Source organism: Stenotrophomonas maltophilia group sp. msm4 (genome assembly GCF_032025605.1).
GTDB lineage: Bacteria > Pseudomonadota > Gammaproteobacteria > Xanthomonadales > Xanthomonadaceae > Stenotrophomonas > Stenotrophomonas sepilia.
This window is the reverse complement of the sequence record NZ_JAVSKK010000002.1, coordinates 186,702-210,799: the sequence shown is the minus strand read 5'-3', so window position 1 is coordinate 210,799 and position 24,098 is coordinate 186,702. Positions and strand designations below refer to the sequence as shown.

Below are 24,098 nucleotides of genomic sequence, written 5' to 3'. Positions count from 1 at the left end.
GGAATGCGATGTGTCGCGCTAGCGTTGCCTGGCTGGCAGTACCCGCCACTGGAAGTCGTAGCTCCATTGGTCGAAGTACAGGTTGCCGCCTGCCCACTCGGCCTCGCCGCGCTGCGAGTCGACCGTTTCCGAGCGGAAGTGCTGCTTGGCCGGCACGAAGGGCTGGCCGAAATCGTCGTTGAAGGCGATGCGGTAGCCATCGAGGCCACCCAGATAGAAGTCACGGAGGGCCGGCACATCACTGGCCAGTGCGCCGGTGGTCACGTCCATCGGCAGCCAGCCATACGGCGCCAGGTAGACCTGCCCCCAATCATGCAGGTTGTTGTAGCCGCTGCCGTCGCCGGAGAACACCATGCCCGACTGCCAGCGTGCAGGAATACCGTTCAGGCGCAGCAGCGCGATCAGCAGCAGGGTCTGCTGCCCGCAGTCGGCATGGCCGGCCCGCAGCGCGTAATCGCTGATGTTGCTGATCGTGGAGTACTCGCGCGCACCGGCCCAGGGAATGCGGTCGACCGCAGCAAACAGCCTGCGCACCACTTCATACGGGCGCGCTTCACCCTGCAGCACCTGGTCGGAGAACAGCTTCAGCGCGGGAGTGAAGCGCACATGCGGCAGCTGCTCGGCCAGGTAGGGCTTCAGGGCCGGGTCGGCCGGGGTCGGTTGCACTACGGCCGGGTTGATCGCGGTATGCCGGGCGAAGATCGTGACCGCGTAGCGGATCTCGAAGCGGGTTGGCCGCCCGGCAACCGCTTTGGCTTCGAGGTAGGCGGTGCGCTGCTGGGTATGGGCCGGAGCCACGCGCGCCTTGCCCGGGGTGCTGCCCAGCCACTGCACCTGCTCCTGCTGGCCGGGGATCTCGCGGGGGTACGGAATCCACGCGCGGATCGTTTCACCGGCGGGCACCACATCGGTTTTCACCGTAAGCGACTGGGTGAATTCATAGCGCTGCGGCAATACCGACGCCTGGCCACTCTGTTCGGCCGCGGCAACCACGCCTGCATGGTGGGCGTTGAGCACTTCGTTGGGGCCCGGAGGCGGCACCGGTGCATCCGTGCGGCGGCGCGCGCGTGCTTCGTCGCTGAGCAGGAACAGGTTGGAGGGTGCGCGCTTGAAGTACCAACGCTCGCCATCGATATCGAAATGCTCGATCAGGCCGAGTTGGTCCCAGCGCACAAATTCCTCGTCGGTCAGATCGGGAATGCCGCGCCGTACGGCGTCCTTGGCGGCGTTTTCGTCGAGGGCGAAATCCAGGCGGATGCGGCGCATGCGCTCGCGCTGGAACGCCTCGTCTGTGGCGGCGGGTGTAGTGGCCAGCTGCGCATCGGCGTCGCGGAAACGGCCGCTGTCGACCAGGTCGATCACCTGCACTCCCCGCGCGCGCTGCTGGCTGCTGCGCTCGCCTGCTGCGTGCGTGGCCGACACCCACAGCAGCAACACGGCACCCAGGCCGGCGGCGGCAGTCAGACGCGGTTTGCGAACGGCAGGATCCACAGCGACACTTCCCCAGCGCGGGTGGTAACGGCTGTGTAACACGGGCCGGGATGTTGGTCAATAATTTATTCTTGCTTTCGGGGCCAAAAGGAATAAATATTCCAACAGGCATTCGAGGAGGGTGTGCACCGCATGAGCCTGGCTTTCCGCGAACGGCACCGGCATTGGCCGCGCCGCTTGACCTTGGCCCTGTGCCTGCTGGCCGCTCCGGCCTTTGCACAGGCGGCCCCATCGCCCGACCCGGGTGCGCCGCTGCCCTATGTGATCGGCCTGCACGAGGCCTATCTGACCCCGCAGTACTGGGCCGCGCGCCTGGACAACGCCGACGCGCCGATTCTGGATCGCGCGCAGATCGAAGCACAGAACGCGCGGATGCGGGCGCAGGACAGCCACATCCAGGACATCGCCACACTGCCCGCCCAGCTTGATGCGGCTACGGTTCGCGCCAGCATCACCGCGCTGTCGAGCTGGCCCACCCGCGCCCTCTACAACGACAAGGGCCAGGCGATCGCACCCGCGCTGCGCAGCACTATCGAAGCCAACCTCGGCCTCGATGCGATTCCCACACAGGTGGCACCGCAGTATGGGCTGGTGGTGAAGCGTGCCGCGCTGCGCACCTTCCCCACCCGCGAGCGCGTCTTCAGCACCGTCGGTGACACCGACATCGACCGCTTCCAGGAATCGGCACTGTTCCCCGGCGACAAGGTGGCCGTGGTCCATCGCAGTACCGATGGCCGTTGGCTGTTCGTGCACAGCGAGCGCTACAGCGCGTGGATCGAAGCCGACGCCATCGCCAGCGGCGACAAGGCCACGGTGCTCGGCTACGGCGCGAAGGGACCGTACCGGATCGTCACCGGCGCCACCGCGCAGACCGCCCATACCCCGGAGGAGCCGCGCGTCTCGCGCCTGCAGCTGGACATGGGCGTGCGCCTGCCGGTGCTGGCCGACTGGCCCGCGTCAGAGCCGGTGAACGGCCAGCAGGCCCACGCCTCGTGGGTGGTGCAGTTGCCGGTACGCGAGGCCGATGGCCGATTGAAGCTGGTGCCGGCGCTGCTGCCGCGCTCGCAGGACACCGCCGCCGATTACCTGCCGCTGACCCCGCGCCTGTTGCTGCAGCAGGGCTTCAAGTTCCTCGGCGAACGCTACGGCTGGGGCCACGACTACGACACCCGCGACTGCAGCGGTTTCGTCTCCGAGATCTACCGCAGCTTTGGCGTGCTGCTGCCGCGCAATACCAGCGCGCAGGCGGTCAGTCCGGCGCTGGACCGCCTGCCGTTCACCGGCAAGGACGGCAAGGCGGTGCGCGACCGTGCCGTAGCCAGCCTGCAGGTGGGCGACCTGGTCTACATTCCCGGTCATGTGATGATGGCCATCGGCCACGTCGACGGCCGCACCTGGGTCATCCACGATACGGCGGGCGGCAGCTGGTTCGGTACCGACGGCAAACGCGTGCAGGCCCATCTCAATGGTGTTTCGGTCACGCCGCTGGAGCCGATGATGGCCAGCGACACCGTCCGCTACATCGACCGCATCACCAACATCCAGCGCCTGCGGGCCAAGACTCCTGAATGAAGATCACCGCCATCGAACTGGGCATGCTGCGCGTGCCGTTGAAGACACCGTTCAAGACCGCGCTGCGCACGGTGGAGACCGTGGAAGACGTGGTGGTGCTGATCCGCACCGACAGCGGCAACACCGGCTATGGTGAAGCCCCGGCCACCGCAGTGATCACCGGCGATACGCACGGCTCGATCATCGAAGCGATCCGCCACTTCATCGCCCCGCGCCTGATCGGCCAGGACGTGGTCAACCTCAACCACCTGTGCACGCTGGTGCAGACCGCGATGGAGCGCAACACCAGCGCCAAGGCCGCGGTGGAGATCGCGCTGTACGACCTGTGGGCGCAGCTGCACGGTGCCCCGCTGTACCAGATGCTCGGTGGCGGCGACCCGGTGATCACCACTGACATCACCATCAGCGTGGACTACATCGACAAGATGGTGGCCGATTCGTTGTCGGCGATCGAACGCGGCTTCGAGTCGTTGAAGATCAAGGTCGGCAAGGACATCGGACTGGACATCGAACGGGTCAAGGCCATCCACGCCGCCGTGGAGGGCCGCGCCCTGCTGCGCCTGGACGCCAACCAGGGCTGGACCGCCAAGCAGGCGGTGCATGCGATGCGCACGCTGGAGGAAGCCGGCGTGGTACTGGAGCTGCTGGAGCAGCCGGTGAAGGCCGCCGACATCAGCGGCCTGAAGTACGTCACCGACCGCGTCAACACGCCGGTCATGGCCGACGAGAGCGTGTTCAGCCCGAGCCAGGTGATGGACCTGATCCAGCAGCGCGCGGCCGACATCATCAACATCAAGCTGATGAAGACCGGCGGCCTGTCCAATGCGATCCGCATCGCCGACATCGCCGGCATCTACGGCGTGCCGTGCATGATCGGCTGCATGATCGAATCGAGCATCAGCGTGGCTGCGGCCGTGCACCTGGCCGTGGCCAAGAGCGATGTGATCACCAAGGTTGATCTGGACGGCCCCTCGCTGGGCCAGTTCGACCCGGTCAGCGGTGGTGTGCATTTCAACGAATCGGAGATCAGCATCAGCGACGTGCCGGGGCTGGGTATTACTGAAGTGCGTGGGCTGGAGATGCTGGGTTGATTTCTGCCTTGCGGCTGACGTTGCGTGCCACTGACGTTGGGTCGCGCGTTACTTTTCTTTTCGCGAAAAGAAAAGTAACCAAAAGAAACGCTCCGCCGGCCGCGAGCCGGTGCTACGCACCGGTTCCCTGCGCTCCTCGGCCCGTCGAGGGACGGCGCGGGAACTCGCTACGCTCAGACACCCGCGCCTCTTCGCCCTCGCCGGACCTGCGGTGCTCGGCTCGCTTGAAGGCGGACTCAACGGCAGCTCCGGGTAGATCCACGCCATGCGTGGATGCTCCTGCTTCTGCTCTACCTCGTATTCTCTTCGCGGCTGGCACGCGCGCGATCTGTCCGGGGTCCGGCGGGTGGGGATTGCGGGGGTGTCCGCCACATGGGCCCGAGGCATGCCTCGGGCGGGTTGGGCAGGACGCCCAACCCCGGTCTTGCCGTTTGCGCAGGACAGCGCAAACGCGCAAGCGCGGCCAAGCCTACACGGACGTACTTGCGGCGTCCCCCGCAATCCCCACTCGCCTGACCCACCCCATGACCGGCTCTCCGCGGCCAACCGCAACGCGTTCCCCTATGCTCCAACGCACACCCCTCGGACACCCCTCATGCCGCCCCTGCTGAAGATCCGTTCCGAGCGCGGGCAGATGTCGGCCATCGAGCGCCGCATCGCCGACTTCATCCTCGACAACGCCCACCTGCTGCGCGACTACTCGTCGCAGCAGCTGGCCAGTGCGCTGGGCATCAGCCAATCCAGCGTGGTGAAGTTCAGCCAGAAGCTCGGCTTCAAGGGCTACCCGGACCTGAAGTACTCGATCGGCCAGGACGTGGCTCGCGTCGGTGCCGATCCACAACAGGCCCCCAGCGAACCCGACAGCGGCGATGACTACCTGCGCCTGGGCGACGCCCTGCGCCGCAGCAAGGCGCAGGCCGAAGAGGAAACCCGCCAGGCCAACCCACGCGAGGAGATCGAGCGCATCGTACAGCTGCTCGACGGCGCACCGAAGCTGTTCGTCCATGGTCTGGGTGACGACGGCCTGTATGCCCGCGAGTTCGCCATGCGGCTGTCGCTGCTCGGGCTGCTGGTGGTGCCGCACACCGACCCGATCCTGATGCTGGCCAACCTGTCGGCCGCACGCCCCGGCGATGCGCTGCTGGTGTTCTCCGAATTCGGCAACCTGCCACAGCTTTCGCAGCTGTCGCGGCAGTTCCAGGACATGGGTGGCAAGGTGATTTCCATTACCCGCCACACTGCCAACCCGCTGCGCGCGCATGCTGATGCGGCACTGGTGGTCTGCGCGCACGACCGCACGCCGCAGGTCGCGCAGCTGCTGTACCGTAGCGCCATGCACGCCCTGCTCGATTTCCTGTTCGTGCTGCTCTGCCACACCAATCCGGACCGCCAGCAGCAGCTGGCGGTGAACCTGGAGCGGATCGACCACCTGCTGGATTCCTGACCGGAGCACCTGTTGATGAAATCGCTGGTTCGCCTCGCTACCGCTGCGCTGCTGCTTGCTGCGACGGTGTCCGTTCACGCGGCGCCGCTGGATGGCGCGCGCCAGCTGATCGTGGTCACCAGCGATGGCTGGGACAGTACCCAAGGGCAGCTGCAGGCCTATGTGCGCGATGGCAAGGGCTGGCACACGCACGGACAGGCGTTCCCGGTGGCGCTCGGCCGTACCGGCAGCGCCTGGGGACTGGGCCTGCATCCGGCACAGGCCGATGGCCCGCAGAAGCAGGAAGGAGACGGTCGCAGCCCGGCCGGCATATTCGCGCTCGGCAGTGCGTTCGGCTATGCCGTCACACGCCCCGGCACCGCAATGCCTTACCAGCCGATGCTGGACAGCAGCTACTGCATGGACGTGCCCGGTTCGCCGTTCTACAACCGCATCGTCGATGAGAAGAAAGTCGGCAGTGCAGCGATCAAGGGCTCCACCGAGCCGATGCGGCTGGATCTGCACAACAAGGGCGACGTGCGCTACCGGGAGGGCTTCGTCATCGCCCACAACCCGGACAACCAGCCCGGCAAGGGCAGCTGCATCTTCGCCCATCTGTGGCGCACGCCCGGGGAGGCCACCGCCGGCTGTACCGCCATGCCACAAGCGCGCATGCAGGCGCTGCTGGACTGGCTGCGGCCGCAGGATACGCCGCGCTTCGTGCTGCTGCCGCGCACCGAGTACCAGCGACTGCAGGTGCAGTGGCAGCTGCCCGCGCTGAGCGGAGACGCCCGTTGAGCGCGCCGGACGAACCACAGCTGCAGCGCGCGGTCAGCCGCTGGCAGATCGTCGGCCTGTCGATCAACGATGTGATCGGTAGCGGTATCTACCTGCTGCCGGCCGCCACCGTTGCCCTGCTCGGCCCCTTCAGCCTGTGGGGCGTGGTCGCCGCTGGCATCGTCGTCGCGCTGCTGGTGCTGTGCTACGCGCAGGCCGCCAGCTACTTCGATGAACCCGGTGGCAGCTACCTCTACGCACGCGAGGCCTTCGGCCGCTTCGCAGGGTTCGAGATCGGCTGGATGATCTGGCTGACCCGCATCAGCTCGGCGGCCGCATTGAGCAACGCGCTGGCCGATGCGGTCGCGCGCTTCTGGCCGTGGGCCGGCGCCGGCATGGGTCGCATCGCGGTGATCGTGGTGTCGCTGGGCTTCCTGACCGGCGTCAACATCATCGGCGTGCGCTCGGCCGCGCGCACCGGCGTGGTGCTGGTGATCGGCAAGATGCTGCCGCTGCTGCTGTTCGTGGCCATCGGCGCGTTCTATATCGATCCACAGCTGGCCTTCTCCGGCCAGCGCCCGGACCCGCATGACCTGCAACGGATGGGCGAGGCCGCCCTGCTGCTGCTGTACGCCTACGCCGGCTTCGAGAACATCCCGGCCGCGGCCGGCGAGTACCGCAATCCACGCCGCGATATTCCGTTCGCGCTGATCACCATGATCATCACTGTCACCGTCATCTATGGCGCGGTGCAGGTGGTGGCGCAGGGTACGCTGGCCGGCCTGGCCAGCTCGGCCACGCCGCTGGCCGACGCCGCAGCCGGTTTCGGCGGCGAGGCCCTGGCGCTGATCCTCACCATCGGCGCGACCATCTCCATCCTGGGTACCAACAGCAACACGATGATGATGGGCCCGCGATTCCTGTTCGCACTGGCCCGCGATGGTTACGGCCCGAAGATCCTGGCGCAGGTGCATCCGCGCTTCCATACGCCGGCCGCATCGATCATGTGCCAGGGCCTGATCGCGCTCGGACTGGCGCTGTCCGGTTCGTTCGTGCAGCTCGCCCTGCTGTCGATGACCACGCGCCTGTTCGCCTACATCGGCACCGCTGCCGCCGTCCTGGTGCTGGCCAAGCGCTACGCGGATCGCCCAGGCGCGTTGAAGCTGCCCGGTGGCCCGCTGATTCCGGTGCTGGCGCTGCTGTTGTGCCTGGCCCTGTTCGCCAGTGCCAGCTGGCAGAACATCGCCGCTGCACTGGTCGCGTTCGTCATTGGCGCGGTGATCTACAAGCTGCCGCGCAAGGACGCCGACGCCGGATGACCGGTAGCGCCGGGCCATGCCCGGCGGATTGATCTGGCGATCACGCTGCCGGACCGGGCCGTTAACCGCCACGCAGGCACGATCAGGCTTCGTCCACAACGGAGCCTTCCATGACCGAGTATCAGATTCCCGGCCGCGTACCGGACGACAGCACGCCGCGCGACGCGGTCAGCAACTACTGGCGCGAACGCTACACCGCCGAACCGTACTACGACGACCAGCTGTTCTTCGAGGACTATGAACCGGCCTACCGCATCGGCCATGCCGCGCGTGCGCAGGACATGATCCGCGCGTACGAGCAGGTCGAAGCCGAACTGGAATCGCGCTGGGCCAACGAACGTGGCCGCAGTCGCCTGGACTGGGCGCAGGCACGTAACGCCGTGCGCCGCGGCTGGGACGAAGCGCAGCTGGCAGATCCGCGCTTGAAGCGATAGCGCCAGGCTGCTGTAGAGCCGAGCCTACGCTCGGCTCCCGCACCACGTCTGTAACGTCGAGCCATGCTCGACTGAGCCGAGCATGGCTCGGCTCTACACCGGCTCGATCACTCCTGTTCCGGCAGCGGCGGCACGATCGCGCTGCGCTTGCGCTCGCCACCACCGGCGGCGATCAGGTCGCGGGTGTTCTTCTGCACAGCCACCGCACCGAACAACGACAACGCATACGCCATGCCGTAGAAGCCCTTCTCGCTGGGTGCCAGCGTGGCGTTCCACAGGCCGACCAGCAGCAGCATCAGCGCCGACAACAACGCGAACCAGCACAGCGCGTAATACAGGCCGCTGACCGGAATGCCTTCGACGCGGTCGCGCACGCTCTTCTGCAGCGACACCGCCGCGAACAGGCCGAACAGCAGCAGGGTCAGGTAGTAGCCCTTCTCGTTGAGCGCCATCGTGGCATTGAACAGGCCGATCAGGTACGCCGCCGCACCCAGCAGCAGGGCCACCCACGAGGCGGCGATGAAGGCGGTGGAGGGCTTGTGAGGCATGGCAGTATTCATTGCAGGTCCTTGGCAGGCAGACGGGCATGCTTTGCCCGGGCGTGCCCACCCTAGACGATCCCGCCGCTGCCGCACAGGGGGGCGCAGGACCTTCGGGCCACGACGGTAACGGCTGCGGTGGTATACAAGGGGCAGCCCGGCCATCCGCATCCCCGCCCTGGAGATACCCATGACCCGTACGCCCCTGCTGCTCGCCCTCGGCCTCGTGCCGATCCTCGCCACCTCCGCCTGCAACGCCGCCGATCCGGCTTCGGGTACCGCCCAGGCCACAGCGCCTGCAGCCACCGCCACCGACCAGCGGCCGTTCACCGCCACCGAAGTCAGCCGCTTCGACCAGCCCTGGGCGATGACCTTCCTGCCCGACGGCAGCCTGCTGGTCACCGAAAAGCGCGGCACGCTGCAGCACCTGGACCCGGCCAACGGGCAGAAGCACGAAATCACCGGCGTTCCCAAGGTCGCCTATGGTGGCCAGGGTGGCTTCGGCGACATCATCCTGCACCCGGACTTCGCCCGGAATCATGTTGTTTACGTCAGCTATGCCGAGGAAGGCACGCTCGACACCCGCGGTGCCGCGGTGGCCCGGGCCACGCTGGCACTGGATGCCGACGGGGGTGGCCAGCTGAAGAACCTGAAAGTGATCTGGCGGCAGAGCCCCAAGGTCAGCGGCGAGGGCCACTACGGGCATCGCCTCGCGTTCGGCCCGGACGGCAAGCTGTGGATCAGTTCCAGCGAGCGCCAGAAGTTCGATCCGGCCCAGGACATGGGCGGCAACCTCGGCAAGATCATCCGCCTCAACGACGATGGCAGCCTGCCCGCCGACAACCCGTTCGCCTCGCAGGGCGGGGTTGCCGCACAGGTGTGGTCGCTGGGCCACCGCAACATCCTGGGCATGGCGTTCGATGCCAACGGCAAGCTGTGGGCGCACGAGATGGGCCCGGCCGGCGGCGACGAACTGAACCTGATCGTGCGCGGCGCCAACTACGGCTACCCGATCGTTTCCAACGGTGACCACTACGACGGTCGTCCGATTCCCGACCACGACACCCGCCCGGAATTCGCCGCCCCGAAGGTGACCTGGACGCCGGTGATCTCGCCGGCCGGCTTCATGATCTACAGCGGCAGCCTGTTCCCGCAGTGGAAGGGCAGCGGCTTCATCGGCGGCCTGTCGTCGACCTCGCTGGTGCGCGTGGCCTTTGATGGCGACAGCGCGCGCGAAGCCGAACGCTTCAACATGGGCGAGCGCATCCGCGAAGTGGAACAGGGCCCGGATGGCGCCCTGTGGCTGCTGGAAGACGGCAGCAAGGCGCGCCTGTTGAAGCTGACGCCGAAGGCATGAGGTGCCGCCGGCCGCTGGCCGGCACGTTTTTCCGCGACGGCCCCGCGTGCGGGGCCGTCTGCGTTCACTGGATGGTGATGACCTTCACCTCGGTCTGCGTGCAGGCCTTGTCCAGGCACTTTCCGTTCAACCACACCTGTCCATCGCCAATCATCACGCCCTGCTGGTTGACGAACACCTTGCCGAAGTCCTGCCCGGACACCGCCTTGACCACCGCCGGGGTGATGATCTTCTCGTAGTTGCGCTGGAACTCACCGGGGCCGGAGATCTTCTTTCCGCCGCTGATGTTCAACGGGAAGCGCACTTGCTCGACCACCGCAGCACGATCACCGCCGACCACGGCGGTCTTGAACGCGTTGAAGACCTTCTCGAACTGCGCGGCATCGCCGAGCAGCGATTCGATGCGCGCACGCGCGTCCTCGGCGGGCGCCTCCGCGGTCGGTGCCGCCGGTGCGGCGGCGGCAGGTTCGGCGGCCGGCGCCGCCGGCTCAGCGGCAGGCGTCGCTGCCGCGTTCGCTTCCATCGGCGGCGGCGCATCCGCCGCAGGCTGCGCCGGGGGCTCAGGCTGCGAACAGGCCGCCAGCAGCAGAGCGGGAATCAGGTAGGCCATCCGGCGCATACGCGCACTCCATCGAAACAGGAAGCCCGATGGTAGCGCCGCCGCAGTGACGGCAACAAAAAGGGGACGGAGGGGATCAAGTCGTTTGTGCCACTAACGACTTGATCCCCTCCGTCCCCTTTTTCTGATCAGGCCTTCAGCAGTTCGAACTGCACGGCTTCGCCGGCGGCCGACGAGGCGCAGACCCACAGGTCGAACTGGCCCGGCTCGGCACGCAGCACGCCATCGCGGCCGGTGAACGCCAACTGCTCGCGGGTCAGGGTGAACACCACGTCGGTCGACTCGCCCGGCTGCAGTGCCACCTTGCGGAAGTCCTTCAGTTCGCGCACCGGACGCACGCGGCTGGCCACGCGGTCGTGGATGTACAGCTGCACCACTTCCTCCCCGGCCACATCACCGCTGTTGGTCAGCGTGGTGGTGATGGTCAGGGTGTCGTCCCAGCCGAGCTGCACAGCACTCAGCTGCGGCACGCCGTAGGCGAAGGTGGTGTAGCCGATGCCGTGGCCGAACGGGTACAGCGGCTCGTTCGGAATCTCGCGCCAGCGGGCCTTGAACTCCGACATGGTCGGCAGCTCCGGACGGCCGGTGCGCGGGTGGTTGTAGAAGTACGGCTGCTGGCCGGACACCTGCGGGAAGCTGACCGGCAGGCGGCCGGACGGGCTGTAGTCACCGAACAGCACATCGGCCACGGCATGGCCGGTCTGCGTACCCAGGTACCAGGTCACCGCCACGGCCTGCGCATTGCGCACCGCGCCCTGCAGCGCCAGCGCGCGGCCATTGCGCAGCAGCACCACCAGCGGCTTGCCGGTCATCGCCACGGCCTCGGCCAGTGCCTGCTGTGCCGGCGGCAGGGTGATCTCCACGCGCGACTGTGCTTCACCGCTGTAACGCTGCGGTTCGCCCAGCGCCAGCACCACCACATCGGCGCGCAGCGCGGCAGCCACCGCCGCTTCGGTACCGCCCGGAATGGCCGCTTCCAGTTCGCAGCCCGGCACGATTTCCAGCAGCGCTTCGTCGCCGATGGCGGCACGCACGCCGGTTTCCAGGTCGACGTAACGCTGCTTGTCGCCGAACAGCGTCCAGCAGCCTTCGATGTTCTCGCGGTCCTGCACGAACGGGCCGATCAGCGCGATCTTCTGCCCGGTCTTCTGCAACGGCAGCACGTTGTCACGGTTGTTCAGCAGCACGATCGAACGCCGCGCGGCATCGCGCGACAGTTCATCATGCGCGGCGATATGCGAGGTATCCGCTTCGCGCGCCGGGTCCAGCGAACGGTACGGGTCGTCGAACAGGCCGATGGTCTCCTTCAGCCACAGGATGCGGCGCACGCCTTCATCCAGCACCGCCATCGGCACTTCGCCGCTCTCGACCAGGCCCGGCAGGTGCTCGGCGTAGAAGCCGCTCTGCATGCTCAGGTCCAGGCCGGCGGTGAACGCCTTGGCGGTGGCATCGCGGTCGTCGGCGGCGTAGCCGTGCGCGACCAGCTCCATGTCGGCGGTGTAATCGGAGATCACCACGCCCGGGAACTTCCATTCGCCGCGCAGGATGTCGGTCAGCAGTTCGGCATTGGCGCTGGCCGGCACGCCGTTGATGTCGTTGAACGAGGACATCACGGTGATCGCGCCGGCCTCGAAGGCCGCCTTGAACGGCGGCAGGTGCACATCGCGCAGGGTCTGCGGCGAGATGTCCACCATGTTGTATTCCATGCCGGCCATCACCGCGCCGTAGGCGGCGAAGTGCTTCGGCGTGGCCAGCAGCGAATCGGCGGCGCGCAGGTCGCTGCCCTGGAAGCCACGCACGCGGGCGGCAGCGAACGCACAACCCAGCACCACGTCCTCACCGGCGCCTTCGGCGCCACGGCCCCAGCGCTGGTCGCGGGCGATGTCCACGGCCGGGGCATAGGTCCAGTGCAGGCCGGCAGCGGTGGCTTCGATGGCGGTGGCGCGCGCGGTGCGCTCGGCCAGGTCCGGCTCGAAGCTGGCGGCCTCGCCCAGCGGGATCGGGAACACGGTACGCATGCCGTGGATGACGTCGGCGGCCAGGATCACCGGGATGCCCAGGCGGCTCTCCTCGGTTGCGACCTGCTGGATGCGGCGGCCCAACTCGGCGCCCACACCATTGAACAGCGAGCCGACCTTGCCCTCGCGCACCTGCTGCAGCACCTGGTCGGCATTGCGCACGTTGGCTTCCGGGTTCACGTCCGGGGCGAACGGGCGGACCATGTCCGCGAAGACACCCAGCTGGCCGACCTTTTCCTCGACGGTCATCTGGGCAATGAGGGATTCGATGCGATCGGAGGCCACCGGCAGTCCTTGATGAAAACGTTTACAAGCCCGGCATTCTAGCGATCCCGAGCCATTTGGCGAGAGGTTTCTTCGTTCAGTTTCAGCCACCAGCGGGGTCCGTATGGCCCCGCCGGGGGCACCGCAGCTTACTCCGAGCCGGCCAACTGGCGCTGCCCGGCCATCAACATGGCGTCGCTGGAGGCCTGGAACACCCGCAAGCCAAACGCCGGCAGAATCGCCAGCAGGTGGTCGAAGATGTCCGACTGCACGGCCTCGTACTCGCTCCAGGCGGTGCTGCGGGTGAAGCAGTACAGCTCCAGCGGCAGGCCTTCGGTGGTGGGCTGCAGCTGCCGCACCAGCAGGGTCATGTCGGTATGGATGCCCGGATGGCTGCGCAGGTAACGCTCCACATAGGCACGGAAGGTACCCAGGTTGGTCACCCGGCGGCTGTTGACCTCGGCCACGCCCTGCTCGCGCAGGCGCCCGTTCCACTGCCCCAGTTCCTGCTCCTTTTCACGCAGGTAGTCACGCAGCAGCGCGAATTCGCCGAGGAAGGCCAGGTCGCCGTCGTCGAGGAAACCGACGCTGTGCTGGTCCAGGTACAGCGCGCGCTTGATCCGGCGGCCACCGGCCTCCTGCATGCCGCGCCAGTTCTTGAACGACTCGGTCACCAGCTTCTTGGTCGGGATGGTGGTGATGGTCTTGTCGAAGTTCTGCACGGTGATGGTGTGCAGGGCGATGTCGATGACGTCACCGTCGGCGTTCTGGCTGGGCATCTCGATCCAGTCGCCGATGCGCACGCGGCCATCGCCACTGATCTGCACGCTGGCCACCAGTGACAGGATGGTGTCCTGGAAGATCAGCATCAGCACCGCCGTGGCCGCGCCCAGGCCAGTCACCAGCGGGCCCAGCTTCACCCCAAGCAGGGTGGCGACGATGGACAGGCCGGCGGCCACGAACACCACGATCTTGACCACCTGCAGGTAGCCCTTGATCGGCTTGTTGCGCGCATCGGGCTTGCGCTCGTACAGGCTGTTGGCCGCGTCCAGCGCATGCGAGAACGCCATCGACACCGTCAGTACGGCCCACACGATGCACAGCTTGATGATGACGTTGACCAGGCTGGGCGGCAGGTCGGGGATGAGGGTGATGCCCGAGGCGATCACCTGGCTGGGTACCACGTTGGACAGGCGCGAAATCACCCGCATCAAATGGCTGCCACGGCCGGACTCGGCCCCTGGCAGGCGCTGCAACAGGCGCCGCAGGCCACGCAGCAGAATGCGCTTGGTCACCCAGTTGGCCAGGCCGGCGGCGATCAGCAGCGCCGAGATCATCAACGCCAGGTAGGCGCCGGGATAGGGTTCCAGCGTGTTCTGCAGCCGTTCCAGCCACTGTACCGCCACCACCGCATCCACCATCAGTTGTCTCCTGTCTGTTTCGTTGTTGCCAAGGTTGCCGGCCAGCGGCCGGATTTACCGGGTCAGTCCCGCGAGCGTTCGATGATCACGCCCACCGCGCGCGCGCCGCGCACCGCGCCGGGCTTGCTCAGCTTCAGGCGCAGCCACTTCACGTCGAATTCGTCCAGCACGATCTGCGCGCAGCGCTCGGCCAGCGTCTCGACCAGGCCGAACTCCGACTCGCGCACGAACTGCTCCAGGCGCTTGCTCACCGCCTTGTAGTTCAGGGTGTGGGCGATGTCATCGGTGGCCGCGGGGCGACGGTTGTCGAAGCCCATTTCCAGGTCGAACACCAGGTCCTGGCGGATCCGTCGTTCCCAATCGTAGATACCGATCAGGGCGTCGATCGTCAGCCCTTCGATGAAAACCTTGTCCATTGCGCTTACCGGCACGAATACAGGAAGCCATGGTAACGGCACGGCGGTGAGCCTGCCCGGAACGGGCGGTGGGCGGCCGGCAGGGACGCGGCTCCAGAAAAGACAAAGGGCCCTGCTAGCGGGGCCCTTTGGTACTACCGTTTGTCCCCGGGGGGAGCTGAAATCCAGCCGCGAGTCCCGGTGGCGCAGGCACGCAGATTAGGCAAGGACCAGATCGCCGGTCAAGGCCAATTCCGACAGGGCAGGTCAGGTATTCGTCCGAGGCAAAACACAGAAATTCAGCCGCGCGGACAACGACGTTCCCTGATGGTCGCCGCGGCCCACTCTCGCGAACATCGATCCCTCCTTCACCACCGCACATGACGATGGCTCCATACGATGTACTGCGGCGCGCGTTGTCAGCGGAGCGTCTGTCTACTTACGAGAGAATCGCATCGACCTGCAGCCCCGACGTCACAGCCGAATCCCTGTACCTGTGGAACATGCGGATGTGCAGTGCTCTGATGATGCCGGTCCATCTGTGCGAAGTGGTCACCCGCAACGCCGCTGCAGCGGTGCTCGCCAGGCAGCATGGCCCGCGTTGGCCCTGGAATGGTGCCTTCCGACGGAGGCTGCCAACCTCATCCAGTACTTCTCCGCGCACGGCACTGGAACAACTTGCCAGCCGCGTAACCGATACACCTGGGATCGTCGCCAACCTGCCGATGGTGTTCTGGCAGCAGCTCTTCACCTGTCGCTTCGACTCCACGCTTTGGATACCCGCACTCAGCAGGGTTCTGCAGCATGCTCCCTCTGCTCATCCCAGTGCCGTCAGGAAAGCCATCCATGCGGATATCGGACGCATCCGCCACCTGCGCAACCGCATCGCCCACCACGAACCGATCCTCGAGCGCGACATCGGCGCCGACCTGGCCGCGATCGGGCGGCTGATCCATGCCCGCTGCCCACACACGCTGGGCTGGCTGCAGCGCCATGAGCGGGCGACAACCGTGCTGGCGGCGTCGCCGTTGGCAGTGCATCGGTAATGCGTCCGCCGGCCGTGGCCCGACGCTACCGGTTCACACCGCCGGCAGGGTCGCCATGTCCCAGCGCGGGGTCACATCCACCTTCGGCGGGCTGTGCTGGCCAGCCTGCAGCCGCAGCGCGCCAGCGAAGGCGATCATCGCGCCGTTGTCGGTGCACAGTGCAGGCCGCGGGAAGCAGGCGCGGCCGCCGAGGCGCTCGGCCATCTGCTGCAGGCGCGCGCGCAGGCGCTTGTTGGCACCTACACCGCCGGCCACCACGATCACGTTGGTCCCGGCCGCTTCCAGCGCGCGCTCGCACTTGATCGACAGGGTCTCGACCACCGCGTCCTCAAAGCCCCGGGCAATGTCGGCGCGGGTCTGCTCGCTCTGGTCGCTGTCGCGCCAGGCCATCAGGACCTGGGTCTTCAGGCCGGAGAAGCTGAAATCCAGCCCCGGGCGGTCGGTCATCGGCCGCGCGAAGCGGTACACGCCCGGCGTGCCCTGCTCGGCCAGCCTGGCCAGCTGCGGGCCGCCGGGGTACGGCAGGCCCATCAGCTTGGCAGTCTTGTCGAAGGCCTCGCCGGCCGCATCGTCCAGGGTTTCGCCCAGCAGGCGGTACTGGCCGATCGCATCCACCGCCACCAGCTGGGTATGGCCACCGGACACCAGCAGCGCCACGAACGGCGCTTCCGGCGGGTCGTCTTCCATCAGCGGAGCCAGCAGGTGGCCTTCCATATGGTGTACGCCGACGGCCGGTACCTCCAGCGCCCAGGCCAGCGATCGGGCCACGCCGGCGCCGACCAGCAGCGCGCCAACCAGGCCAGGACCGGCCGTGTAGGCCACCCCATCGATGTCGCCTACACCCAGACCAGCGTCGGCCAGGGTCTGGCGCACCAGCGGCAGCAGCTTGCGGACGTGGTCGCGGCTGGCCAGCTCGGGCACCACGCCACCGTATTCGGCGTGCAGGGCGATCTGGCTGTAGACCGCATGGGCGCGCAGGGCCGCGCTGCCGGCCAGGTCGGTGTCATACACCGCCACGCCGGTCTCATCACAGGAAGATTCGATGCCAAGGACTCGCATGCCTGCTATTATGACGCCCCTGCCGTCCCCTCGGGGGACGTGCAGGTCTCACTGCTTTCGAACCGCCGGCCCGTATTCAGGGTTGGCCACTTGCAGTTTGTCGATTCGCCGCTATAATGTGCGGCTCGCCGGGCGTGACCCGGTTCTACTGTGTCCCGGAGATTCCATGCCCAGCGTCAAAGTCCGCGAGAACGAGCCCTTCGAGTTTGCTCTTCGCCGCTTCAAGCGCACTTGCGAAAAGGCCGGTGTGCTGGCCGAAACCCGCAAGCGCGAGTTCTACGAAAAGCCGACCCAGGAGCGCAAGCGCAAGGCCGCCGCTGCTGTGAAGCGTCAGCTGCGCCGCTCGTCGCGCGACGTCACCAAGCGTCAGCGCCTGTACTGATCGGACGCATCTTCATTGCGGCGGGCCTGCCCGTCGCGATGGAGCCGAAGCCGGCACGCGCGAGCGTCGCCGGCTTTTTGCGTTTCCGGGTTCGGGCATCCGCCCCGCCCCACCTACCACCACGAGGTTCCTCATGAGCATGAAGCAGCAGCTCACCGAAGACATGAAGGCCGCCATGAAGGCGGGCGAGAAGCACAAGCTGGGCGTGATCCGCCTGATCAATGCCGCCATCAAGCAGCGCGAAGTGGACGAGCGCATCGAGCTGGATGACACCGCCGTGATCGCCGTGCTCGACAAGATGGTCAAGCAGCGCAAGGACTCGGTCAGCCAGTACGAAGCGGCCAACCGCGAAGACCTGGCCGAGATCGAGCGCGCCGAGATCGTGGTCATCGAAGCCTACCTGCCGGCCAAGATGGGCGAAGCCGAGATCGTGGCCGCCATCCAGGCCGCCATCGCCGAGACCGGCGCCTCCGGCCCGGCCGACATGGGCAAGCTGATGGGCGCACTGAAGCCCAAGCTCGCTGGCCAGGCCGACATGGGCCTGGTGTCCAAGCTGGTCAAGCAGCAGCTGGCGTAATCCGGTACACGGAGTCGGATCCCTTTCGCAACGCGAAAGGGCTCTGACCCCATTGATGCACCCGCTTCACCGCACCTTCGTCGGTCGCCTGCTACAACCACACCCATGGTTGAACCCGAGCCCAACGTTCCCGTGTCCCTGCACAAGTACCTCAAGCGCCTGCAGGACAGCTTTCCGATGGCGGTGGCCAAGCGCTTCATCGACGTCGACGTGCTGACCCAGGCCGCCTCCGTTTCCTTCTACGCCCTGCTGTCGATGGCCCCGCTGCTGGTGCTGCTGCTGTGGTTGACCGCTTCGCTGTACCCACCGGCACAGCAGGCGCTGATCGACCAGATCAGCTCGGTGGCTGGCAGCAGCGCCGCTACGGTGGCCGAAACCGTCCTGAAGAACGCCGACAACCAGCCCGACGTCGGCTCGTTGGCGGGGCTGTGGAGCACGCTGCTGCTGTTCGTCGGCGCCACGGCCGTGTTCGCGCAGCTGCAGAACGCGCTCAACCTTATCTTCCGCACCAGTGGCGAGCGCCTGGAGGGCCTCAAGGCCTGGCTGCGCAAGCGTGTGTTCTCGTTCGGCGTGGTGCTGGCCCTGGGCTTCCTGCTGATCCTGTCGATGACTGCCACCACGGTACTGCAGGTCGCCTTCGCGCAATTGCCCTCGATCCTCCCCGCGCTGGGGTACGTCACCAGCCTGCTGCTGTACGCGGTGGGGTTCGCCTTCATGTACCACTACCTGCCCGACCGCCGCGTGGCGTGGCGCCAGGCCTTCATCGGCGGCGTCATCACCTCGGCACTGTTCGCACTGGGCCGCTACGGCATCGGCGTCTACATCGCCACCGTGGCCCCCGGCAGTGCCTACGGCTCGATGGGCGCGCTGGTGATCTCGCTGGTCTGGATCTATTACGCGACCGTGGTCTTCTTCGTTGGCGCGCTGATGACTGCGGTGATCGATGAGCGCCTGCGCGCGCGCCATCACCTGGCCGCCGCCGGCATCGATCCGGCCACCGCCAGCCAGGTGCCCGACAGGGGGTAAACTAGGCCGACCGCCCCCGGTTCCGTCGCGTGGTCCTGTACCGCGCCCTGCCCTGTTGCCCATGGCCCGTATCCCCGACGCTTTCATCGACGACCTGCTGGCCCGCACCGACATCGTCGAGGTGGTGGGCAGCCGCGTGCCGTTGAAGCGCCAGGGCAAGGAATACGCCGCACGCTGCCCGTTCCATGACGAGCGCTCGGCCTCGTTCACGGTTTCGCCCACCAAGCAGTTCTATCACTGCTTCGGCTGCGGCGCGCACGGCACCGCGATCAGCTTCCTGATGAACTACGACCGCCTCGAGTTCCTCGACGCGGTGGATGAGCTGGCCAAGCGTGCCGGCATGGACGTGCCGCGCAACGAAAACCCGCGCAGCCCCCAGCAGCAGGACGACAGCCGCGAGCTGTACTCGGCGCTGGACGCCGCCACCCGGTTCTTCCAGAAGAATCTGGAAGGCAGCGAGAAGGCACGCGCGTATCTGGAAAGCCGTGGCGTGGACGAAGCGAACCGCGCGCGCTTCCAGATCGGCTACGCACCGGATGGCTACAGCGGCCTGCGCGATGCGCTGGGCAAGGACGAGCGCCGCATGAAGCTGCTCGACCGCGCCGGCCTGTTCTCCAAGAACGATCGCGGCCACGTCTACGACAAGTTCCGCGACCGGGTGATGTTCCCGATCTTCGACCGTCGTGGCCGGGTGATCGCCTTCGGTGGGCGCGTGTTCGAGAAGGACGACGGCCCCAAGTATCTCAACTCGCCCGAAACCGCGCTGTTCCACAAGGGCCGCGAACTGTACGGCCTGTGGCAGGTGCGCCAGGCCAACCAGAAGATCGAGCGGTTGATCGTGGTCGAAGGCTACATGGACGTGGTCTCGCTGTTCCAGTTCGGGGTCACCCAGGCGGTGGCGACGCTGGGCACGGCGACCACGCCGGACCATGCCGAGCTGCTGTTCCGCAACGCACCGGACGTGTTCTTCTGCTTCGACGGCGACGCCGCAGGCCGCCGCGCCGGCTGGAAGGCGCTGGAGTCGGTGCTGCCGCGCATGAAGGATGGCCGCCAGGCCTTCTTCCTGTTCCTGCCCGATGGCGAGGACCCGGACACCATCGTGCGCAAGGAAGGCGCCGAGGCCTTCAACGAGCGCCTGAAGCAGGCCACGCCGCTGTCGCAGTTCTTCTTCGATGAACTGACCAGTGAGATCAACCTGGGCACGCTGGACGGCAAGGCGCGCCTGGCCGAACGCGCAAAGCCGATGCTGGCGCAGATTCCCGACGGTGCCTTCGGCGACCTGATGAAGCAGCAGCTGGCGCAGCTGACCGGCCTCGGTGGCACTGCCCAGGCCACGCGCGCGCCGATGCCGCAACGCCAGCCACATCGGACGATCCAGCCGGTGGCCAAGCGCAGCCTGGTGCGAGGCGCGATCGCCGTGCTGCTGCAGCAGCCGTCGCTGGCGCTGACCCTGGGCGGAAAGCATCACTTCCAGGGCCTGCGACTGCCGGGCGTGGAGCTGCTGCTGGAACTGCTGGGGCTGGTCGAACAGCGCCCGGACATCAGCACCGGCGCCCTGCTGGAACACTTCGACGGCCGCGAGGAACAGGCGTCGCTGCATACGCTGGCCGCTCAGACGCTGCCCGGCACCGAGGCCAGCTGGACCCAGGAACTGCACGATGCCGTGGCCCAGTTGGAGAAACAGCTGCTGGTGCAACGTCTGGAGGAGTTGCTGGCAAAGCAGCGCCAGCAGGGCCTGGATGATACTGACAAATACGAACTGCGCGAGCTGCTGAAGGCCCGCGCCGGGCTGCGCCTGTAGCGGCAGAACGTTTTCACGGAGAGGACCATGCTGCTGCGCCTGACCTGCCTGCTGTTGTTGTCGCTCTGCCTGCCACTGGCGGCCCTGGCCGCAGATGGCCCGCTCAATGAAGTCCGCCCGGGCCTGTATGCCGGCGGCCAGCCCTCCGCCGCACAACTGGGCGAACTTGCCGCGCAGGGCGTGCGCACCGTGATCGACCTGCGCCAGCCCGGCGAGGACCGGGGTTTCGACGAAACGCGCGTTGCCGAATCATTGGGCCTGCGCTACGTGCGCATTCCGGTGGCCGGTGCCGAGGGGCTCGATGCCGCCAACGTGCGCGCCGTGCACCAGGCCCTGCGGCAGAGCCAAGGGCCGGTGCTGCTGCACTGTGCGTCCGGCAACCGCGCCGGCGCCGTGCTCGGCCTGGTCAACGCACGCTACGAACATGCCAGCCCCGAACAGGCCCTTCAGCTGGGCCAGCGTGCTGGCCTGACCTCGCTGGAAGCCGCCACCCGCCAACGCCTGGCCACGCCGGTCACCTCACCCTGAACCCTCCGCACCAAGGACTCTGCCCACCATGACCCGCTGGTGGTCGCGCCTGCGACCGGACAACTTCACTCTCGCCCTGCTGTGCACCGTCGGCCTGGCCTCGCTGCTGCCGATGAAGGGCGCCGCCGCCATCGTCCTGGACGATGTCACCACCGTCGCCATCGCTGCACTGTTCTTCCTGCATGGCGCGCGCCTGCCACGTGAGTCGATCATTGGCGGCATGCTGCACTGGCGGCTGCACCTGACCATCCTCGCCTGCACCTTCCTCCTGTTCCCGCTGCTCGGGCTGATGTTCAAGCCGCTATCGGGCTGGCTGCTGACCCCGGAGCTGTACCTGGGCGTGCTGTTCCTGTGCACCCTGCCCTCCACCGTGCAGTCGTCCATCGCGTTCACCTCGATGGCGCATGGCAACGTACCGGCAGCGGTGTGCAGTGCCTCGCTGTCGAGCATCCTCGGCGTGTTCCTGACCCCGCTGCTGCTGACCGCGCTGGCCGGCACCTCCGGCGGCGTGCACGACCCACTGCATGCGATCGGCGGCATCATGCTGCAGCTGCTGGTGCCGTTCGTGGCCGGCCACCTGCTGCGGCCGTGGATTGCCGGCTGGGTGGAAAAGCAGCGCGCGCTGCTGCGTTACACCGACCAGGGCACGATCCTGCTGGTGGTCTATTCGGCGTTCGGCGAGGCGGTGACCGAAGGACTGTGGAGCAAGACGCCGCTGCTCTCGTTGCTGGCCGTGGCGGTCGTGGCCGCCGTGCTGCTCGGCATCGCCATGCCGCTGATCACCTTCATCGCCCGCCGCCTGCGTTTCAACCGCGAGGACGAGATCGCCATCGTGTTCTGCGGCTCGAAGAAGAGCCTGGCCACCGGCGTGCCGATTGCCAAGGTGCTGTTCGCCGGCGGCAGCCTCGGCGCCATCGTGCTGCCGGTGATGATCTACCACCAGATCCAGCTCATCGTCTGCGGCGTGATCGCGCAGCGGTACGCGAAGCGCGCGCCCTGACCCGACGGGAGGACATCCACGCATGGCGTGGATCTGTTGTAGAGCCGAGCCCGCGCTCGGCTGACACCTGTGATCCGGAGTAGATCCACGCCATGCGTGGATGGTTTGCCTGACGCTACGGATCCACCAGCGTCCCGACGCTCAGTTCCGGCATCCATACCCATAGGTCGTACGGCCGTTCCGCACCGGCAGCGACCCGCGGCCCCGTGGCAACCTGCTCTCGAAGTGGCCGCGCCATGCAACCGCCCGCGCATCCCCACGTCTGACCACGTTGCGCGCCCAACCGTACGCTGTAGATATCCAGGTCCCGCAGCTGCGACGCCATCGGATGCATCTGCATTTCTGGCGGCATACCTTGCGGCCTCTGCAGCATCGCGTGCACGTTACCAGTCAGCACCAGCATGCGCGCACTGACCGGTAGGCCTCGATTGAGCCGCCGCAACTCGGCTGCCATGAGGTCATCGCGTACCTGGTTGCCGCCTTTGCTGGCGTTGACGTCATAGCCAACGACGTCGATCACACGTCCCTGCGACTTCAGCACGCGCAGGCTTTCGATCATTGCCAGCATGTCGCGGCTGCGACGGCCATCATGCTGGTCATCGCGCACGGTCCAGAACGCACGCCCGCGCAGATGCTGGCGTGCCTTCTCCCCGCCATCGGAAGCCAGGTAATCGCGCAGCGTGGAGGTTTCCCCGCGTGGCAGTTCCAGCGCCAGCAGGACCGGCCCGGTGCGGCTGTAGTCATCCACCAGCTGCCGCACCAGCAGCGGCGTCTCGCGGGTTCCATGGAATTCGCCCAGCACCAGCAGGCGGTGATCACCGGCGTGCTGGCGGATCTGCGCGGCGGTGTCGTCGGCATGCGCGGTCACGGCCATGCCCAGCGCCAGAATCAGCGCGGTGGTCCAACGGAAGATCGTATGCATCCCTGCTCGCTCCTTTCCTTGGGGTCAGGAACAGCAATGGCGACGCCGCTGGAAGAGATCAAGTGCAGAGCCGAGCCCACGCTCGGCTGCTCTTCCAATCCCCCCTCAGCCGAGCATGGGCTCGGCTCTACAGGTGGTGCTTCACAACCAGGGCAGGATCCAGTGGTCGACCAGCAGGAAGGCGAACAGCGCCATCAGGTACACGATGGAGTAATAGAACATCTTCATCGAGAACAGCTCATCCGGTGGGTCGAGCATGCGCCAGGCGTACCAGAGGAACACGGCATTGAGCACGATCGCGCCGCCCAGGTAGAACGCACCGCTCATGCCCACCAGGTAGGGCAACAGGCAGACCAGCGCCAGCACCACCGAATACACCATGATCTGCTTGCGGGTGTGCGCCACGCCGTGGGTCACCGGCAGCATCGGGATCTCCGCCTTGGCATAGTCCTCGCGGCGGAAGATCGCCAGCGCCCAGAAATGCGGTGGCGTCCAGATGAAGATGATCAGCACCAGCAGCGACGAGTATGCCCAGTCCGACGAGCCCTGCATGCCGGTCACCGCAGCCCAGCCCAGCATCGGCGGCATCGCGCCGGCCAGGCCACCGATGACGATGTTCTGCGAGGTCGCACGCTTCAGGTACACGGTGTAGATCACCGCGTAGCCGATCAGCGAGGCGAAGGTCAGCACTGCAGTGATCAGGTTCACCCACAGCACCAGGATGGCCATCGACAGCACGATCAGCACGCCGGCGAACACCAGCACCTGCCATGGCTTGACCTTGCCGACCACCAGCGGGCGCCACGACGTGCGTGCCATCTGCGCATCGATGTGCGCATCCAGCAACTGGTTGATCGCGGCGGCCGCCGAAGCGGCCAGCCAGATGCCGAGGAAGCCGAGCAGGCCGGCGCGCACCTGCTCCCAGCTGGGCACGCCCGGAATAGCCAGGACCATGCCGACCAGGGCAGTGAAGACAATGAGGGCGACGACCTTGGGCTTGGTCAGGTCCCAGTACTGGCGGTAGTTGGAAAACATGG

The 24,098-nt window shown here is 66.9% G+C and carries 23 protein-coding genes; 14 read left to right on the top strand and 9 right to left on the bottom strand.

Annotated features, from left to right (window positions below; translation table 11 throughout):
- Positions 1-18: 18 nt before the first annotated feature.
- Positions 19-1,491: a transglutaminase-like domain-containing protein gene (locus ROV93_RS10090; RefSeq protein WP_072169039.1), complete on the bottom strand. Its 1,473-nt coding sequence runs from the start codon at positions 1,489-1,491 to the stop codon at positions 19-21.
- Positions 1,492-1,623: 132 nt separating this feature from the next.
- Between ROV93_RS10090 and ROV93_RS10085 the strand changes: the two genes are divergently transcribed.
- The 6 genes from ROV93_RS10085 (at position 1,624) to ROV93_RS10060 (ending at position 8,107) form a co-directional block, all read left to right on the top strand.
- Positions 1,624-3,063 carry an SH3 domain-containing protein gene (locus ROV93_RS10085; protein ID WP_180890709.1) on the top strand — a complete coding sequence of 480 codons (1,440 nt, stop codon included), beginning with the start codon at positions 1,624-1,626 and terminating at the stop codon, positions 3,061-3,063.
- A complete protein-coding gene (locus ROV93_RS10080) occupies positions 3,060-4,154 on the top strand; it encodes a dipeptide epimerase (RefSeq protein ID WP_005415027.1) in 1,095 nt (364 codons plus the stop codon). The genes ROV93_RS10085 and ROV93_RS10080 overlap by 4 nt, the downstream gene beginning before the upstream one ends.
- A gap of 595 nt (positions 4,155-4,749) precedes the next feature.
- A complete protein-coding gene (locus ROV93_RS10075; protein ID WP_072169036.1) occupies positions 4,750-5,598 on the top strand; it encodes a MurR/RpiR family transcriptional regulator in 849 nt (282 codons plus the stop codon).
- A gap of 15 nt (positions 5,599-5,613) precedes the next feature.
- A complete protein-coding gene (locus ROV93_RS10070) occupies positions 5,614-6,375 on the top strand; it encodes a L,D-transpeptidase family protein (protein ID WP_005415025.1) in 762 nt (253 codons plus the stop codon).
- On the top strand, positions 6,372-7,673 hold the full coding sequence (locus ROV93_RS10065; RefSeq protein ID WP_072169034.1) for an amino acid permease: 1,302 nt from the start codon (positions 6,372-6,374) through the stop codon (positions 7,671-7,673). The genes ROV93_RS10070 and ROV93_RS10065 overlap by 4 nt, the downstream gene beginning before the upstream one ends.
- A gap of 110 nt (positions 7,674-7,783) precedes the next feature.
- On the top strand, positions 7,784-8,107 hold the full coding sequence (locus tag ROV93_RS10060; protein ID WP_061478554.1) for a hypothetical protein: 324 nt from the start codon (positions 7,784-7,786) through the stop codon (positions 8,105-8,107).
- 107 nt (positions 8,108-8,214) lie between these two features.
- Here ROV93_RS10060 and yiaA read toward each other — a convergent pair whose 3' ends face one another.
- Entirely contained in the window at positions 8,215-8,667 is a 453-nt protein-coding gene (gene yiaA / locus ROV93_RS10055; RefSeq protein ID WP_072169032.1) for an inner membrane protein YiaA, read from the bottom strand.
- Between the two features lie 169 nt (positions 8,668-8,836).
- Here yiaA and ROV93_RS10050 point away from each other — a divergent pair, with 169 nt between their 5' ends.
- Complete coding sequence (locus tag ROV93_RS10050) at positions 8,837-10,003, top strand: PQQ-dependent sugar dehydrogenase (protein WP_072169030.1); 1,167 nt, start codon at positions 8,837-8,839, stop codon at positions 10,001-10,003.
- A gap of 64 nt (positions 10,004-10,067) precedes the next feature.
- Here the strand turns inward: ROV93_RS10050 and ROV93_RS10045 are convergent, their stop codons facing one another.
- The 4 genes from ROV93_RS10045 to folB form a co-directional block, all read right to left on the bottom strand.
- Positions 10,068-10,622, bottom strand: a complete 555-nt coding sequence (locus tag ROV93_RS10045) for a hypothetical protein (protein ID WP_180890711.1) — start codon at positions 10,620-10,622, stop codon at positions 10,068-10,070.
- Between the two features lie 128 nt (positions 10,623-10,750).
- On the bottom strand, positions 10,751-12,925 hold the full coding sequence (locus tag ROV93_RS10040; RefSeq protein WP_053498698.1) for a glycoside hydrolase family 3 N-terminal domain-containing protein: 2,175 nt from the start codon (positions 12,923-12,925) through the stop codon (positions 10,751-10,753).
- Between the two features lie 128 nt (positions 12,926-13,053).
- Positions 13,054-14,325: a mechanosensitive ion channel domain-containing protein gene (locus ROV93_RS10035; RefSeq protein WP_072169029.1), complete on the bottom strand. Its 1,272-nt coding sequence runs from the start codon at positions 14,323-14,325 to the stop codon at positions 13,054-13,056.
- Between the two features lie 62 nt (positions 14,326-14,387).
- Complete coding sequence (folB, locus tag ROV93_RS10030; RefSeq protein ID WP_005415016.1) at positions 14,388-14,741, bottom strand: dihydroneopterin aldolase; 354 nt, start codon at positions 14,739-14,741, stop codon at positions 14,388-14,390.
- Between the two features lie 359 nt (positions 14,742-15,100).
- Here folB and ROV93_RS10025 point away from each other — a divergent pair, with 359 nt between their 5' ends.
- Positions 15,101-15,766, top strand: coding sequence for a hypothetical protein (locus tag ROV93_RS10025; protein WP_069140015.1), 666 nt, complete (start codon positions 15,101-15,103; stop codon positions 15,764-15,766).
- A gap of 33 nt (positions 15,767-15,799) precedes the next feature.
- On the opposite strand, the gene tsaD is transcribed toward ROV93_RS10025, so the two are convergent.
- Complete coding sequence (tsaD, locus tag ROV93_RS10020; RefSeq protein WP_072169028.1) at positions 15,800-16,825, bottom strand: tRNA (adenosine(37)-N6)-threonylcarbamoyltransferase complex transferase subunit TsaD; 1,026 nt, start codon at positions 16,823-16,825, stop codon at positions 15,800-15,802.
- A 166-nt stretch (positions 16,826-16,991) separates the two neighbouring features.
- On the opposite strand from tsaD, the gene rpsU reads away from it, so the two are divergent.
- From rpsU to ROV93_RS09990, 6 genes are all read left to right on the top strand, one after another.
- Positions 16,992-17,207: a 30S ribosomal protein S21 gene (rpsU, locus tag ROV93_RS10015; protein WP_002808376.1), complete on the top strand. Its 216-nt coding sequence runs from the start codon at positions 16,992-16,994 to the stop codon at positions 17,205-17,207.
- Between the two features lie 133 nt (positions 17,208-17,340).
- Positions 17,341-17,784 (top strand): GatB/YqeY domain-containing protein, encoded by a 444-nt coding sequence (locus ROV93_RS10010; protein WP_005415013.1) that lies wholly within the window; start codon positions 17,341-17,343, stop codon positions 17,782-17,784.
- Between the two features lie 105 nt (positions 17,785-17,889).
- Positions 17,890-18,810: a YihY/virulence factor BrkB family protein gene (locus ROV93_RS10005; RefSeq protein WP_072169027.1), complete on the top strand. Its 921-nt coding sequence runs from the start codon at positions 17,890-17,892 to the stop codon at positions 18,808-18,810.
- 61 nt (positions 18,811-18,871) lie between these two features.
- Positions 18,872-20,611: a DNA primase gene (gene dnaG / locus ROV93_RS10000; RefSeq protein ID WP_312539578.1), complete on the top strand. Its 1,740-nt coding sequence runs from the start codon at positions 18,872-18,874 to the stop codon at positions 20,609-20,611.
- A gap of 27 nt (positions 20,612-20,638) precedes the next feature.
- A complete protein-coding gene (locus ROV93_RS09995; RefSeq protein ID WP_072169025.1) occupies positions 20,639-21,139 on the top strand; it encodes a protein tyrosine phosphatase family protein in 501 nt (166 codons plus the stop codon).
- A gap of 28 nt (positions 21,140-21,167) precedes the next feature.
- A complete protein-coding gene (locus tag ROV93_RS09990) occupies positions 21,168-22,139 on the top strand; it encodes a bile acid:sodium symporter family protein (RefSeq protein ID WP_065179432.1) in 972 nt (323 codons plus the stop codon).
- Positions 22,140-22,254: 115 nt separating this feature from the next.
- Here ROV93_RS09990 and ROV93_RS09985 read toward each other — a convergent pair whose 3' ends face one another.
- Entirely contained in the window at positions 22,255-23,061 is an 807-nt protein-coding gene (locus tag ROV93_RS09985; RefSeq protein WP_072169024.1) for a calcium-binding protein, read from the bottom strand.
- Between the two features lie 141 nt (positions 23,062-23,202).
- Positions 23,203-24,096, bottom strand: a complete 894-nt coding sequence (cyoE, locus tag ROV93_RS09980) for a heme o synthase (RefSeq protein WP_072169023.1) — start codon at positions 24,094-24,096, stop codon at positions 23,203-23,205.
- Positions 24,097-24,098: the final 2 nt, after the last annotated feature.

What these genes read in the sequence shown, in the direction of transcription:
- ROV93_RS10025 (WP_069140015.1), top strand. Translation starts at nt 15,101, where the DNA reads ATGACGATGGCTCCATACGATGTACTGCGGCGCGCGTTGTCAGCGGAG.
- dnaG (WP_312539578.1), top strand. Translation starts at nt 18,872, where the DNA reads ATGGCCCGTATCCCCGACGCTTTCATCGACGACCTGCTGGCCCGCACC.
- ROV93_RS10080 (WP_005415027.1), top strand. Translation starts at nt 3,060, where the DNA reads ATGAAGATCACCGCCATCGAACTGGGCATGCTGCGCGTGCCGTTGAAG.
- ROV93_RS10075 (WP_072169036.1), top strand. Translation starts at nt 4,750, where the DNA reads ATGCCGCCCCTGCTGAAGATCCGTTCCGAGCGCGGGCAGATGTCGGCC.
- ROV93_RS09990 (WP_065179432.1), top strand. Translation starts at nt 21,168, where the DNA reads ATGACCCGCTGGTGGTCGCGCCTGCGACCGGACAACTTCACTCTCGCC.
- yiaA (WP_072169032.1), bottom strand. Translation starts at nt 8,667, where the DNA reads ATGAATACTGCCATGCCTCACAAGCCCTCCACCGCCTTCATCGCCGCC.
- ROV93_RS09995 (WP_072169025.1), top strand. Translation starts at nt 20,639, where the DNA reads ATGCTGCTGCGCCTGACCTGCCTGCTGTTGTTGTCGCTCTGCCTGCCA.
- folB (WP_005415016.1), bottom strand. Translation starts at nt 14,741, where the DNA reads ATGGACAAGGTTTTCATCGAAGGGCTGACGATCGACGCCCTGATCGGT.
- ROV93_RS10060 (WP_061478554.1), top strand. Translation starts at nt 7,784, where the DNA reads ATGACCGAGTATCAGATTCCCGGCCGCGTACCGGACGACAGCACGCCG.
- rpsU (WP_002808376.1), top strand. Translation starts at nt 16,992, where the DNA reads ATGCCCAGCGTCAAAGTCCGCGAGAACGAGCCCTTCGAGTTTGCTCTT.
- ROV93_RS10070 (WP_005415025.1), top strand. Translation starts at nt 5,614, where the DNA reads ATGAAATCGCTGGTTCGCCTCGCTACCGCTGCGCTGCTGCTTGCTGCG.
- ROV93_RS10005 (WP_072169027.1), top strand. Translation starts at nt 17,890, where the DNA reads ATGGTTGAACCCGAGCCCAACGTTCCCGTGTCCCTGCACAAGTACCTC.
- ROV93_RS10010 (WP_005415013.1), top strand. Translation starts at nt 17,341, where the DNA reads ATGAGCATGAAGCAGCAGCTCACCGAAGACATGAAGGCCGCCATGAAG.
- ROV93_RS10045 (WP_180890711.1), bottom strand. Translation starts at nt 10,622, where the DNA reads ATGCGCCGGATGGCCTACCTGATTCCCGCTCTGCTGCTGGCGGCCTGT.
- ROV93_RS10050 (WP_072169030.1), top strand. Translation starts at nt 8,837, where the DNA reads ATGACCCGTACGCCCCTGCTGCTCGCCCTCGGCCTCGTGCCGATCCTC.
- ROV93_RS10035 (WP_072169029.1), bottom strand. Translation starts at nt 14,325, where the DNA reads ATGGTGGATGCGGTGGTGGCGGTACAGTGGCTGGAACGGCTGCAGAAC.
- ROV93_RS09985 (WP_072169024.1), bottom strand. Translation starts at nt 23,061, where the DNA reads ATGCATACGATCTTCCGTTGGACCACCGCGCTGATTCTGGCGCTGGGC.
- ROV93_RS10085 (WP_180890709.1), top strand. Translation starts at nt 1,624, where the DNA reads ATGAGCCTGGCTTTCCGCGAACGGCACCGGCATTGGCCGCGCCGCTTG.
- tsaD (WP_072169028.1), bottom strand. Translation starts at nt 16,825, where the DNA reads ATGCGAGTCCTTGGCATCGAATCTTCCTGTGATGAGACCGGCGTGGCG.
- cyoE (WP_072169023.1), bottom strand. Translation starts at nt 24,096, where the DNA reads ATGTTTTCCAACTACCGCCAGTACTGGGACCTGACCAAGCCCAAGGTC.